The sequence below is a fragment of the Streptomyces roseicoloratus genome (assembly GCF_004117935.1).
Taxonomy (GTDB): Bacteria; Actinomycetota; Actinomycetes; order Streptomycetales; family Streptomycetaceae; genus Streptomyces; species Streptomyces roseicoloratus.
The window spans coordinates 1-12687 of the sequence record NZ_SDOY01000017.1; the positions used below are offsets into that span (position 1 = coordinate 1).

The 12687-nt window shown below is 72.5% G+C and carries 12 protein-coding genes and 1 pseudogene; 6 read left to right on the forward strand and 7 right to left on the reverse strand.

All coding sequences use genetic code 11. The features are described from left to right. From ESG85_RS01585 to ESG85_RS01595, 3 genes are all read left to right on the forward strand, one after another. Positions 1-256, forward strand: a 256-nt coding sequence (locus ESG85_RS01585) for a hypothetical protein (protein ID WP_219825153.1), incomplete at its 5' end; no start/stop codon positions are given. A gap of 25 nt (positions 257-281) precedes the next feature. Next, a complete protein-coding gene (locus tag ESG85_RS01590) occupies positions 282-1034 on the forward strand; it encodes a bestrophin-like domain (protein WP_128976192.1) in 753 nt (250 codons plus the stop codon). An 18-nt stretch (positions 1035-1052) separates the two neighbouring features. Continuing rightward, positions 1053-1547 carry an LURP-one-related/scramblase family protein gene (locus ESG85_RS01595; RefSeq protein WP_128976193.1) on the forward strand — a complete coding sequence of 165 codons (495 nt, stop codon included), beginning with the start codon at positions 1053-1055 and terminating at the stop codon, positions 1545-1547. A gap of 246 nt (positions 1548-1793) precedes the next feature. Here ESG85_RS01595 and ESG85_RS01600 read toward each other — a convergent pair whose 3' ends face one another. Further along, the gene (locus tag ESG85_RS01600) at positions 1794-3197 is read right to left on the reverse strand and encodes a trans-sulfuration enzyme family protein (protein ID WP_246094763.1); all 1404 of its coding nucleotides are present in this window, start codon (positions 3195-3197) and stop codon (positions 1794-1796) included. Positions 3198-3269: 72 nt separating this feature from the next. Between ESG85_RS01600 and ESG85_RS01610 the strand changes: the two genes are divergently transcribed. Together ESG85_RS01610 and ESG85_RS01615 are read left to right on the forward strand one after the other, a co-directional pair. Next, on the forward strand, positions 3270-4757 hold the full coding sequence (locus tag ESG85_RS01610; protein ID WP_128976194.1) for an aminotransferase-like domain-containing protein: 1488 nt from the start codon (positions 3270-3272) through the stop codon (positions 4755-4757). Positions 4758-4949: 192 nt separating this feature from the next. Beyond that, positions 4950-5558 carry a hypothetical protein gene (locus tag ESG85_RS01615; protein ID WP_128976195.1) on the forward strand — a complete coding sequence of 203 codons (609 nt, stop codon included), beginning with the start codon at positions 4950-4952 and terminating at the stop codon, positions 5556-5558. 45 nt (positions 5559-5603) lie between these two features. Here ESG85_RS01615 and ESG85_RS01620 read toward each other — a convergent pair whose 3' ends face one another. Next, positions 5604-6377, reverse strand: coding sequence for a carbon-nitrogen family hydrolase (locus tag ESG85_RS01620; RefSeq protein ID WP_128976196.1), 774 nt, complete (start codon positions 6375-6377; stop codon positions 5604-5606). 172 nt (positions 6378-6549) lie between these two features. Between ESG85_RS01620 and ESG85_RS01625 the strand changes: the two genes are divergently transcribed. Beyond that, positions 6550-7377 carry a maleylpyruvate isomerase family mycothiol-dependent enzyme gene (locus tag ESG85_RS01625; RefSeq protein WP_128976197.1) on the forward strand — a complete coding sequence of 276 codons (828 nt, stop codon included), beginning with the start codon at positions 6550-6552 and terminating at the stop codon, positions 7375-7377. A 73-nt stretch (positions 7378-7450) separates the two neighbouring features. Here the strand turns inward: ESG85_RS01625 and ESG85_RS01630 are convergent, their stop codons facing one another. The 5 genes and pseudogenes from ESG85_RS01630 to ESG85_RS01650 form a co-directional block, all read right to left on the reverse strand. After that, positions 7451-8731: an MFS transporter gene (locus tag ESG85_RS01630; RefSeq protein ID WP_128976202.1), complete on the reverse strand. Its 1281-nt coding sequence runs from the start codon at positions 8729-8731 to the stop codon at positions 7451-7453. 182 nt (positions 8732-8913) lie between these two features. Beyond that, complete coding sequence (locus ESG85_RS01635) at positions 8914-9576, reverse strand: GntR family transcriptional regulator (protein WP_181018932.1); 663 nt, start codon at positions 9574-9576, stop codon at positions 8914-8916. Between the two features lie 86 nt (positions 9577-9662). Beyond that, positions 9663-10499 (reverse strand): hypothetical protein, encoded by an 837-nt coding sequence (locus ESG85_RS01640; protein ID WP_181018933.1) that lies wholly within the window; start codon positions 10497-10499, stop codon positions 9663-9665. After that, positions 10483-11792 (reverse strand): annotated as a pseudogene (locus tag ESG85_RS01645) (hypothetical protein). The gene ESG85_RS01640 and the pseudogene ESG85_RS01645 overlap by 17 nt, the downstream one beginning before the upstream one ends. A gap of 143 nt (positions 11793-11935) precedes the next feature. Then, positions 11936-12283, reverse strand: a complete 348-nt coding sequence (locus tag ESG85_RS01650) for a hypothetical protein (protein ID WP_128976200.1) — start codon at positions 12281-12283, stop codon at positions 11936-11938. Positions 12284-12687: the final 404 nt, after the last annotated feature.

Genomic DNA, 12687 nt, shown 5'->3' on the forward strand with positions numbered 1-12687 from the left:
CGCCGCGACCGGGACGGACCCCGGCGAGGCGCCGGGGGCCGGGGAGCGGCCCGGCGTGGGCGAACAGCCCGCCGCCCGGTCGTCCGCGGCGCCGCCCGAGCGGGCCGACCTCGCCGCGGAGGAGGACGAGGGGCTGCTGCCGCGCCTGCAGCGCCGCGCCCGCGAACTCCCTCAGCTCGGCGTCGTGATGATGCTGCTGCTGATCCTCATCCCCTCCGCCGTCGCCGCCGCGCTGTTCGGCAGCCGCCACCACTGAGCGCCCGGAGAGACCTCGGAACCCCATGGCCCTGCTGGAAACGCTCGCCGTCATCGTCCTCGTCGCGCTCGTCGCCGCCGTCGCCGTCTACGTCAAGACGCGGCTCTTCCCGCTGCGGGAGGGCGAGGAGCCGCGCGAGGACGTGGCCGAGTACATCTCGATGATGGTGTCGGTCTTCTACGCGCTCGTGCTCGGCCTCTGCCTGGTCTCCGTCTGGGACAACCGCGCCGACGCGGACGACCGCGTCCAGGCCGAGGCCAGCGCCCTCCACCAGACGTACCTCCTGGCCGACGCCCTGCCCGCCGAGCAGCGCGGGCCGCTGCGCGAGGCGGCCCGCACGTACGCCGGGCACGTGGTGGACGTCGAGTGGTCCCGGATGGCCGAGCGCCGGCCCCTCGGCGACGAGGGCTGGGCCCTGCTCGACCGGCTGCGCAGCGCGGGCGAGCTGCACGGCAAGGGCACCACGTCCCAGCAGATCGCCGCCCAGGAGGTGCTCGCCCAGATCGGCTACGTGGACGACGCCCGCCGCGGCCGGGAGACGGCGGCCGAGGAACGCCTCTCCGTCGTCCTGTGGGCGGGGCTCGTCATCGGCGGTCTGCTCACCGTCGCCTTCATGTTCCTCTTCGGCCTCAACCGCAGCAGCACCCACGTCATCCTGGTGATGGGCCTGTCCGGCTTCATCGCCTTCACGGTGCTCCTGATCCACCAGCTCGACACGCCCTTCGGCACGGAGCTCGGCGTCAGCGCCGACCCGTTCACCCGCTACTTCTCCCGGTGACGGGGAAGGCATTGCGCCATGAAATACCTGGTACGGGACAAGATCTTCGCCATCGGCGACGACTACTGGATCGAGGACGAGCAGGGCCGGCACGCCTTCCTCGTCGACGGGAAGGCGCTGCGGCTGCGCGACACCCTGGAACTGAAGGACCCCGACGGGCGGGTGCTGATCACGCTGCGGCAGAAGATGTTCAGCCTGCGCGACACGATGACGATCGAGCGGGACGAGCGGATCCTCGCGACCGTCCGCCGCAAACGGCTCTCGCTGCTGCGCAACCACTTCCGCGTCACCCTCGTCGACGGCACCGGACTCGACGTCAGCGGGCGGATCCTGGACCGGGAGTTCACCGTCGAGTACGACGGCGAACTCCTCGCCCACATCTCGCGGCAGTGGTTCCGCGTCCGCGACACCTACGCCGTGAACGTGGTCCGCGAGGACGCCGACGCCGCCCTGCTCGTCGCGGTCGCGGTGTGCGTGATCCGGATGGCGGAACGGGAACGGGAGGAGGACTGACCGGGCCGGTGCGGCCCTTACGCCTTCGGGGACGGGCCGTACGCCTCACGTACGGCCCGCTCCCGCCCCGCGCGACGCGCGTACGTACGTCACGTGCGGCCCGTCCCCGCCCCGCGAGACGCGCGTACGTACGTCACGTACGGACCGTCCCCGCCCCGCGCGACGCGCGTACGTACGTCACGTACGTACGCGTGCTGAGCCGCTCCCGGGCGGCTCAGGTTCAGGTCCTCCCCCGGCCGGGGCGGTTCAGACCGTTTCCGTCGCCGCGGCCTTCTCCAGGGCCTGGGCCAGGTCCGTCCACAGGTCCTCGACGTGCTCGATGCCGACGGAGAGCCGGACCGTGCCCGGGCCGATGCCCGCCGCCGTGAGCGCCGCCTCGTCCAGCTGGCGGTGGGAGGTCGAGGCCGGGTGCATGACCAGGGTCTTCACGTCGCCGAGCGAGACGCTGAGCGACGCCACCCGCACCGCCTCGACGAAGGCCCGCCCGGCCTCGCGCCCGCCCGCGAGGTCCAGCGAGATCACCCCGCCGCCGCCCTTCGGCAGCAGCCGGGCGGCCAGTTCACGGTCCGGGTGCCCGGCGAGCGCCGGGTGGCGCACGGCGGCGACCGCCGGGTGGGCGGCGAGCCGTCCGGCCAGCTCGGCGGCGTTCGCGCACTGCCGCTCGACGCGCAGCGGCAGGGTCTGCAGACCGCGCAGCGTCAGCCACGCGGCGAACGGGTCGGTGACGGCGCCCTGTTCGACCGCGTAGTGACGGATCCGGCGGTGCATGTCGGCGTCCTTGAAGACGGCGATCCCGCCGAGGACGTCGGCGTGGCCCGCGAGGTACTTGGTCGCGGAGTGGACGACGATGTCCGCGCCGTACGCGATCGGCCGGCACAGCAGCGGCGACGCGAAGGTGTTGTCGACGCAGCTCGGCACGCCCGCCTCCCGCGCGACGGCGATCAGCGCGGGCAGGTCGGAGACGCGGGTGGTGGGGTTCGCGATCGTCTCCAGGTACAGCAGCCGGGTCTCGGGGCGCAGCGCGGCCCGTACCTCGTCGGGGTCCGTCCCGGAGACGTACGTGACCTCGACGCCCCAGCGTGCGGCAAGGTCGGTGAGGACGGCGTAGGTGCCGCCGTACACGCAGCGCTGGGCCACGACGTGTCCGCCGGTGGACAGCAGCGCGAGCAGGACGCCGTTGATGGCGCCCATGCCGGAGGCGTACGAGTGGGCGTCGGCGCCGCCTTCCAGGCGGGCGACGGCGGTCTCGAGGGCGCGGACGGTCGGGTTGCCCATGCGGCTGTAGAGGAAGGCGTCGGGCGACTCGAAGGCCCGGGCGAGGGCGTCGGCGCTCTCGAAGGCGTAGACGTGGCCCTGGTGGAGGGGCATGCCGAGCGGTCGGCTGCCGCGGATCTCCGGCTGCGGCGCGTGGACGGCGAGGGTCTCGGGACGGGCGGCCTGGGAGGGTGCGGGGTGCGCGGAGGGCCCGGAGGAACCGGAGGACTCAGGGGACCCGGAGGAACCGGAGGGCTCAACGGACCCGGAGGAACCGGAGGGCTCAGCGGACCCGGAGGAACCGGAGGGCTCAGCGGACTTGGGGGACTCAGGGAACTCGGAGGACTCAGGGAACTCGGGGGACTCGGGGGACTCGGGGCGGAGGTCGGCGGTCATGGGTTCAGTCTGTGGACGGCGGGCTTGCGTCCACAGGTCCAATCCCGGCAGATTGGTCCGTCGATGGATCCAATGACACCCTCCCTCGGCGAACTCGTCGCCTGGCTCGGACGCTGGTCGGCCGGGCGCGGCCCGCTGTACCTGCTTCTCGCCGCCCGCGTACGGCAGTTGATCGACGAGGGTCTGCTGCCGCCGGGCGCCGCGCTGCCCCCGGACCGCAGGCTCGCGGGCGCGCTCTCGGTGGGCCGGACGACGGTGGTCGCCGCGTACGAGACGCTGCGCCAGGAGGGGCGCCTGGTGCGCCGGCAGGGCAGCGGCACACGCGTGGCGCCGGCCGCGCTCACGCCGCCAGGTGAGGCGCGGGTGACGGAGACGTCGAACCCGATGTTCCTGCATCTGCTCGAACCCGTCGACGACGTGCTGCTGTTGAGCTGCGCGGCGCCGCCGTCCCCGCCGCCCGTGCTGGCGGAGGCGTACGCGCGGCTCGTGCTGCCGGCCGACGACCTCGGCTACCACCCGGCCGGTCTGCCCGCGCTGCGTGCCGCAGTCGCCCACCGCTACGCCCACCGGAGACTGCCGACCGACCCGGCGCAGATCCTGGTCACCACCGGCGCCCAGCAGGCGATCGGGCTGCTCACCCGGCTCCTCCTGGCGCCGGGCGACGGGGTCCTGGTGGAGGCGCCGACGTACCCCGGCGCGCTCGACCTGTTCCGGGAGGCGGCGGCCGCGCCCCACCCGGTGCCGGTGGGGCCCGACGGGATCGACGTGGACGCGGCGATCAGGGTGATGGAGCGGCACCGCCCCGCGCTGGCCTATGTGATCCCGCGCTTCCACAACCCGACGGGCACGGTGCTGCCGCCGCTGCTCGGGCGGCGGCTGGTCGAGGCGGCGGAGGCGTACGGCGTCCCGCTCGTCGACGACGAGGTGCTCGGCGAGCTGCACTTCGGCGAGGCGGACGGCGAGGCCTTCCCGGGGCCGCCGCCCCTCTCCGCGTACGGGACGGAGGTCATCGGCCTCGGCTCGCTCAGCAAGACGGTCTGGGGCGGGCTGCGGATCGGCTGGGTGCGCGGTCCGGCGCCGCTGATCGCGCGGCTGGCGCGGCTGAAGGCGCTGCACGACCTCGGCAGTGACGTTCCGGCGCAGCTCGTGGCGGCCCGGCTGCTGGACGACTTCGACGCGCTCGTCCGCTCGCGCGTCGCGGAACTGCGCGCCGGTCACGACCTGTTGCGGGCCGAACTGGCCCGGCACCTGCCCTCCTGGGACTGCCCGCCCGCCACCGGCGGCCAGACGCTGTGGGTACGGCTCCCGTACGGCGACGGCGTCTCGTTCGCGCAGCTCGCGCTGCGCCACGGGGTCGCCGTCCTGCCCGGCTCGACCATGGACGCGCTGGGCGGCAGCACCCGCATGCTGCGGCTGCACTTCCTGCTGCCGCACGACACGCTCGTGGCGGCGGTACGGAGACTGGCGGCGGCGTGGGCCGAGTACGCGCCGGAGGCCGGGGCCCGGCCCGCAGGGGAGACGGCGCCCCGGCCCGCCGCCCTGAACGCCATCACCGTCTGAACCACCGGCTGAACCCACCGTCCGGAACCACCGGCTGAACCCACCGTCCGGAACCACCGACTGAACCACCGACTGAGCCGCCGTCCGGAACCACCGGCTGAACCACCGTCCGGAACCACCGGCTGAACCGCCATCCGGAACCACCGATTGAACCGGTCCGGAACCCCCGCCGAATCCGAGGAGCCGTCCCCCGTGCACACCACCGTCACGCCGTTCACCCTGCACCGCTGGCAGGAGGGGAAGCGGCCCGAGCGGCTGAGCGGCTGGCGCGGCGTGTCCCCGGAGTTCGGCGAGATCACCCTGGTGTGCCCGCTGCCCCGTACGCTCCCCGAGGTCGTGGTGTCGGAGCTGCGCGGCGGGCTGCTGCCTCCGGTGAGCTTCGAGTCGCGCGGCGTGCACGCCGAGAACCTGAGCCTGCCGACCCTGAACCGGTGCACGCTGCGGGTCGGCGACCGGATGGTGTACATGACCCGCAACCGCCTGGGCGCGACGCTGCACCAGCGCGCCCTGACGATGCGCCACGCGGGCGACTGCTACCGGCTCTCGGCGCTCGACAAGCGCGGCTACGTGCTGACCCGCACGGCCGACGAGGAGGACCCGGGCGTCACGGTCACCGTCCGCGAGTCGGGCCGGGGCAAGGGCCGGCGACTGAGCGTCCAGGCCGCCGGGCGGGCGGAGGGCGGCGACCTGGCCCTGGCCCTGATCTTCGCGGGCGTCGACCGCTCGGCCCTCACCCGGTTCGGCGCCGTGAAGGCGGGCGTCCGCCGCGCCACCGAACTCTGGGCCGAGGCGAACTCCTAGGCCGCCTCCGCGGGGCGCCTTGCCGGCCCCTACAGAACCCGGTCCCTACAGAACCCGGTCCTTCAGCGCAGGGAACTGCTCCCGCACCGTTGCCACCTTCGTCGGGTCGAGGGCGACGCGCAGAGTCTCCTCGCCCGGGCCCGCCTCGGCCAGGACCTCGCCCCAGGGGTCGACGACCAGCGAGTGACCGCTCTGTTCGACGCCCGCGTGCGTGCCCGCCGTCGCGCAGGCCAGCACGTACGCCTGGTTCTCGACGGCGCGCGCCCGTGCCAGCAGCGTCCAGTGCGCGAGGCGGCGGGCCGGCCAGCCCGCGGGGATGACGAAGGCCTGCGCGCCGGCGTCGACGAGGCCGCGGAACAGCTCGGGGAAGCGCAGGTCGTAGCAGGTGGCGACGCCGGCGGTGAGTCCCGGCAGGTCGACGGTCACCAGGTCCTCGCCGGCCCCCATCAGCACGGCCTCGCCCTTGTCGAAGCCGAAGCGGTGGATCTTGCGGTAGCTCGCGGCGAGACCGCCGTCGGGGGAGAAGACGAGCGAGGTGTTGTAGAGCGCGCCGGCGGCGGCCTCCACGATCGATCCCGCGTGCAGCCACACCCCGGCGTCCCGCGCGGCGGCGGACATCGCCTCGTACGTGGGACCCTTCACCGGTTCGGCCTCGGCGGCGAACGCCTCGTAGGCGAAGGCGCCCATCGGCCACAGCTCCGGGAGGACGACGAGATCGGCGGCGCCGCGCTCCTCCCGTACGAGCCGGGCCACGCGCGCCCGCCGGTCCTCGACCGGTTCGTCCGGGTCTACCGCGATCTGGATCAGTGAGGCGCGCACACTACCACCGTCCTGGCATTCGAGCCGTCAACACCGGCCTACGATCGTCACACGAAAGCACTGCCGGGGTGCCTTCGGGCAGCGTAACTTAGCGTCCGAGCCTCCACGCAGTCATGTTTCAGCCCGCCCGCTACGCCAGCAGCCCGAGCACGAAGAACCGCCGAGGGGTCCCGTGACCGTCCATCCCAGCCTCCAGAACTACGCCGACGCCTGGACCCACTCCGTCGAAGCGATAGCCGAGCTGGTGCAGCCGCTCGTCGAGGGCGAGTGGAATCGCGCCACGCCGTGCCCTGCCTGGTCCGTCCGCGACATCGTCTCCCATGTGATCGGCATGGAGACCGAGATGCTCGGCGACCCCCGGCCCATCCACACCCTGCCCCGCGACCTCTACCACGTGCGCACCGACTTCGCCCGCTACATGGAGATGCAGGTCGACGTGCGGCGGCACCACACCGCGCCGGAGATGACGGCGGAGCTGGAGTACGTGCTGATCCGCCGGGCGCGGCAGCTGCGCAACGAGAACCGGCAGCCCGACGCCCTGATCCGCGCTCCCCTCGGCGCCGAGCAGATGCTGGAACTGGCCTACCGGATGCGGGCCTTCGACTGCTGGGTGCACGAGCAGGACCTGCGGACCGCGCTGAACGCCCCGGGCAACCTCGACTCCCCCGGCGCGTACGTCACGCGTGACGTGCTCCTGGAGGCCCTGCCGAAGGTGGTCGCGAAGGACGCCGGCGCGCCCGCGCAGTCCGCGGTGGTCCTCGACGTGAGCGGCCCGGTGGAGTTCCTGCGGACGGTACGGGTGGACGCCGACGGCCGCGGGACCGTCGACGGCGCCCCGTCGCTCGGCCCCGCCGTGACCCTGGCGACGGACTGGGAGACGTACGTGCGGCTGGCCTGCGGCCGGGTCCGGCCCTCCGACGTCGCCGACCGCGTCAAGATCGAGGGCGACGAGCACCTGGCGCAGGCGATCCTGGCGAACTTCGCGGTCACGCCGAACTGAGCTCCGCTCTCCTCCGTACGCTCCCCTGGGCGGGCGGTCCGCCGCGAGGGTCCGCCGCACGGTCCCGTCGGGCTCACGCGGCAACGTGCACGGCCTCCACGCGGCTGGCCACGAGCCGTTCCCGCTCCCGTCGTGCCGTACGGGATCTGAGGCGGAGGATCTGGGCGACGCCCAGGGCCTCCAGGACGAAGACGGAGGAGAAGGCGATCCGGTAGTCGTCGCCCGTCGCGTCGAGCAGCACGCCGACGGCGAAGAGCGTCGTCATCGAGGCGACGAAGCCGCCCATGTTGACGATGCCGGACGCGGTGCCCTGCCGCTCCGGCGGGTTGGCGGGGCGGGCGAAGTCGAAGCCGATCATCGAGGCGGGGCCGCAGGCACCGAGCACGGTGCACAGGGTGACGAGCAGCCACATCGGTGCGTGGTCGCCGGGCCAGACGAGGGTGGTCGCCCACAGGGTGGCCGTGGCGGCGACGGTGCCGAGCGCCAGCGGCGCGCGGGCGGCGTGGTGCCGGGCGATGATCTGGCCGTAGACGAGGCCGATCACCATGTTGGAGGCCACGACGAGGGTCAGCAGCTCCCCGGCGGTCTCCCGGCTCAGGCCCTGGGCCTCGACCAGGAACGGCAGCCCCCACAGCAGCAGGAACACCATGGCGGGGAACTGGGTGGTGAAGTGCACCCAGAGGCCGAGCCGGGTGCCGGGCTCGCGCCAGGACGCGGCGATCTGACGGCGGACATAGGCGGCCCCCGCGTGCGGCACCGGCTCCGGCTCGTGGCCCTCGGGATGGTCCTTGAGGAAGAGCAGCAGCAGCACGAGGACGAGCACGCCGGCCCCGGCGCTGCCCGCGAAGGCGGCGGTCCATCCGACGCCGTGCAGGAGCCGGGCGATGACGATCGTGGAGACGAGGTTGCCGGCCATCCCGACGAGACCGGCGAGCTGGGCGACCAGCGGCCCCCGCCGGGCCGGGAACCAGCGGGTGCCGAGCCGCAGCACGCTGATGAAGGTCATCGCGTCGCCGCAGCCGAGCAGGGCGCGGGAGGCGAGCGCCATCGGGTACGAGGGGGAGAACGCGAAGCCCAGCTGTCCGAGGGTGAACAGCAGGACGCCGATGGTCAGCACCTTCTTGGTGCCGAGGCGGTCGACCATGAGGCCGACGGGTATCTGCATGCCCGCGTAGACGAGCAGCTGGAGTATGGAGAACGTCGACAGGGCCGAGGCGTTGACGCCGAACCGGTCGGCGGCGTCGAGTCCCGCGACACCGAGGGACGTACGGAAGATGACGGCGACGAAGTAGACGGCGACGCCGACGCCCCAGACGAGGGCGGCGCGCCGGCCGCCGGGCGGATCGCCGGGCAGGACGGTGGCGGAGCCGCCGTGCCCGTCGCGGCCGCCCTGTCCGTCACGGCTGCCTTGTCCCTCACGGCCGTCGCGTCCCTCACGGGCGCCCTGTCCGTCACGGCTGCCTTGTCCCTCGCGGCCGTCGCGTCCCTCACGGCCGCCCTGTCCGCCGCGGCCGCCGTGCCCGTCGCGGGCGCCGCTCATCGGTCGTCACCCCGGACCAGGACCTTGACCCAGCTGAGGTGCTGCCGCACGCAGTGCGCCGCCCCTTCGGCGTCGCCGGCCTTGATCCGCTCCAGGATCTCGGCGTGCTCGGCGATGTTCTTGGCGATCCGGTCGGGCTGCGACTGCATGACGGCGACGCCCATCCGCAGTTGCCGGTCGCGGAGCTGGTCGTAGAGGCGGGCCAGGATCTGGTTGCCGGCGTGCTTGACGATCTCGGCGTGGAAGCAGCGGTCGGTGACGGCCACCTCGGCCAGGTCGCCGGCGGCGGCCCGCCGCTTCTGCTCCTCCAGGAGCTCCTCGAGCCGCGCGACGAGCACGGCCGGCGCGGGCACGGCCCGGCGTACGGCGAACTCCTCGACGAGCAGCCGGGTCTCCACGACGTCCGCGATCTCCTGCGCGGAGACGGCGAGCACCAGCGCGCCCTTCTTCGGGTAGAGCTTCAGCAGCCCTTCCATCTCCAGCTTGAGCAGCGCCTCGCGCACCGGCGTCCGTGACACCCCGACGGCCTGCGCGAGCTCGCCCTCGGTGAGCAGGGTGCCGCCCTCGTAGCGCCGGTCCAGGACCGCCTGCTTGACGTGCATGTAGACGCGGTCGGCGGCGGGAGGTTGTCTGACGGACAAAGGCGCTGGTGAGGGCATGCGCACAGCATAGATACAACAGGGGTGCAAGAGTCGGACCCGTCCGCATCGCGGACGGGCCGGGGACGCTCGGCCAGGCCGCCCTGTCACACGGGTGGCATCAGATCGCTGTCGCTGATCGTGTACGTCAGGGGCGGGTAGACGAAGTCCGTCTCGGTGTTCTCGCGCCGCCGCAGCCGGTAGAACTCCCGCCGCCGTTCGTCGTCGGCCGGCAGGAGGCGCGCTCCGTCCGGGAGGTGGGCCTGTCCGCCGCGGTGGCGGACCAAGGTCTTCGACGTCCGGAAGGTCACGCCGAGCCAGGGGTTGTCCGGCGCGCCGGCGGGGGCGTCCCGGACGATCCGGTGCCTGAGCCGCCGATTCGTGGAGAGGGAGAACGCGACGACGCCGTGATGGGCGAGCGGGATGTCGAACGTTTCTCCGCCGGGCTCTTTCGTTTCGAAGACCAGTTTCCGCGACGGGCGCGCCTCGGGATCCCGGTAACAGGAGAAGACGGCGATCCAGGAATTCTCGGCGAGGTCGAGGGCCTGATCGGAATGGGCGCCCATTGTTTTGTAGGTGTTCGTGTACGTCTCGACGAGAGCGTTGTTGAAGCCGAGGCCGACGCCGGCAGGAAGCGCCGCGCATTCCCGGATTCGCCGCGCGAGCCGTTCGTGCACCGGCCGGAAACGCTGCGTGGGGCTGCCGTATCGGGTGGTCGTCCGGACGAGGGGCACGCCGCCCTCCTCATCGACACGGGCGATGACGGCGCCGCGGCGGCCCTTGCCGAGGTCTTCCCAGCTCACGGACGCGGAGAGAGCCCCGAAGAGGTCATCCTCGTACGGCAGGTCGGGCCGATCGGGCAGGTCGAGCAGGTCCGGCAGGTCCGGCAGGTCCGGCAGGACGTACGAGACGATCTCGTCCGCGAGGTCAGACGCGCGGGGCAACGTAGTCTCCCGTGTTCATGCTGAAGAGGAATTCCTCGCCGTAGTCGACGAAGGACGAGCTCCTGTTCTCCTCGGCGTACCGCCTGCGCAGCTCGTCCATGCCGGCCTGTGTGGGCGGCTCCAGCTTCACCAGTTCGCCGTCGGCCTTCTTGAGGTACGTGTGGCCGTTCCGGTGCACGGCCTCGGTGCTCGAACAGCGCACCACGTATCCCAGGCGGGTCGGGAGCAGTTCGGCGTCCAGCGCCGAAGGCCGGATCTCGTGGGTGTACAGGCGGTTGGTGGACAGCGGCATGAAGAACACCGAGCCGGGATGGAGGGTCACGGTGAACTGCTCGGGGAGCGCACGGCCGTCGACTCCCTGGACCGGCTCGACCGCCCCGGCCGGCTCGACCGCCCCGGCCGGCTCGACTCCCCCGGCCGGATCGACTCCCTCGCTCGGCCCCTTGAGGCGGAAACGGAGCCGGGTCAGCGCGCTGACGCCCTTCACGCCGAGGTCGAAGGCGTCGCCGGCGAGCGGCTGCAGGTGGTCGAGCCGGTCGTAGAAGGTGCAGAAGGCCATGATGCCGTCGCGGGGCATGTCCTTGGTCTTGTCGGCATGGGCCGAGATCCTCGCCTTGGACTGCCTGCGCTCCGGCGTGGCACGGGTGTTGTGGTACGTCTGGGCCAGCACGTGGTTCAGCGGCGCGTGGTGGCGGAAGACGGCGGCGGCCTCACGGTTCAGCGCGTCGACGATGCCCGTGTCGGTCGGGCGGAAGGTCTCGGTCGGCCCCGAGAGGTTCGTGGAGCACCGGAGCAGGCGGAAACGCAGGTCGTCGCCGTGCCGGGTGACGGGTGTCAGATAGATGCCGCTGCGGTGAGCGGTTCCGGGCTTCGTGGACTCCGTCAGGGACTGGAACTCGTGCTCCGCACGGATCCGTCCGAAGTGGTCGGCGTCGGGTTCGAAGAAGCGCGGGTAGTACACGCCGGCGCCGTGCACGCGGCGGGGAACGCGGCCGGGGCCGACGACGGCCACGCCTCGGGGAGGTCGTCCTCGCGGTAGCCGTGCGCCCTGCCGCGGACCAGGAACACCCGGTCGGCGGCCTTCAGTCGGCGGCGGCTGACGGCGGAGATGTCGCCGCAGAGGTGGACGGTCTTCCGCGCGAGGTCGAGCGCACCGGCGGCGAGGTCCTCCGGCGTGACGACCGTCCCGAAGAAGTCCCTGACGAGGTCGTCGCCGTGCAGCGACGACGGCGCGACCAGGACGTTGCCGTCATCCTCGATCCGGGCTTCCCCCGCCCGCTCCGTGAGGTCCATGGTGCTGATCGTATCGACGGCCACGGACACGCCCACCCGGTTGGGGACAGCGGCGTTCGGGCGCCCCCAACCGGGTGTTTCACGTGAAACAGTGTCAGACCGACAGCACCGGAGGAACCGATGGCGACGGCCGGACCGGCGGCCTAGCTGGGCCAGTAGATCCAGTCCGAACAGCCCTTGTGGTCCTCACAGACCCGGAACTGCTTGATCTGCGAGCTGTACGTGCTCCACGGGCCCCAGTCGCCGTGGGCGCCGTTGCCGTCCCACTGCGAGACGTGGGCGCCGTTGGCCAAGTAGGCGTCGGCGTACACGCCGTTGCCGTCCGACTCGCCGTCGTAGGCCCGCATCGACCACGCCGTGGCCTGCGCCCGGTCGTCTCCGTGCGATGCGGTGACGGTCGCCGAGGCCGAGGTGGCGGTGGTGACCGCGAGGAGCGCGGCACCGCCCAGGATGGTCGAGGCCCGGAGTGCCGTCTTGAGCGACAGCTTCATGAATCCCCCTTCGTGTCGAGCTTGGGTCGAGCGAAGTGGTTCTCGGTCGGCGACGACTCTAGGAAGGCCGTTCGGCACGCCACCACAGGCATTTGCGCCACTCGGGCGCACCCGGGATTTTCGGACGGAATCCGCGTGGTACCGGCCTCGCTGACGCGAAACGCCCGGCCGGGGACGGTGTCGTCCCCGGCCGGGCGTTCCATGAACCGGCGTCGGGCGGCCAGGCCGTCCCTTCCGGATCGTCGCGGGGTCCTGGGCGTGTGTCGAAAGGAGCGTCGTCTGCCCGAAGGGCAGACGGGACTTTCGACCTCCGCCCTAGGTGTACTGCCCTGTGAGGTTGGGGACGCGGCTGGCGGGTGGTTTGCCCTTCAGCGCGGTGTGTCCGCGGTGGTGATTGTAGGTGT

Bases quoted from the DNA above. Each gene is read 5' to 3' on its own strand.
- ESG85_RS01590 (WP_128976192.1), top strand. From the start codon at position 282: ATGGCCCTGCTGGAAACGCTCGCCGTCATCGTCCTCGTCGCGCTCGTC.
- ESG85_RS01595 (WP_128976193.1), top strand. From the start codon at position 1,053: ATGAAATACCTGGTACGGGACAAGATCTTCGCCATCGGCGACGACTAC.
- ESG85_RS01600 (WP_246094763.1), bottom strand. From the start codon at position 3,197: ATGACCGCCGACCTCCGCCCCGAGTCCCCCGAGTCCCCCGAGTTCCCT.
- ESG85_RS01610 (WP_128976194.1), top strand. From the start codon at position 3,270: ATGACACCCTCCCTCGGCGAACTCGTCGCCTGGCTCGGACGCTGGTCG.
- ESG85_RS01635 (WP_181018932.1), bottom strand. From the start codon at position 9,576: ATGCCCTCACCAGCGCCTTTGTCCGTCAGACAACCTCCCGCCGCCGAC.
- ESG85_RS01650 (WP_128976200.1), bottom strand. From the start codon at position 12,283: ATGAAGCTGTCGCTCAAGACGGCACTCCGGGCCTCGACCATCCTGGGC.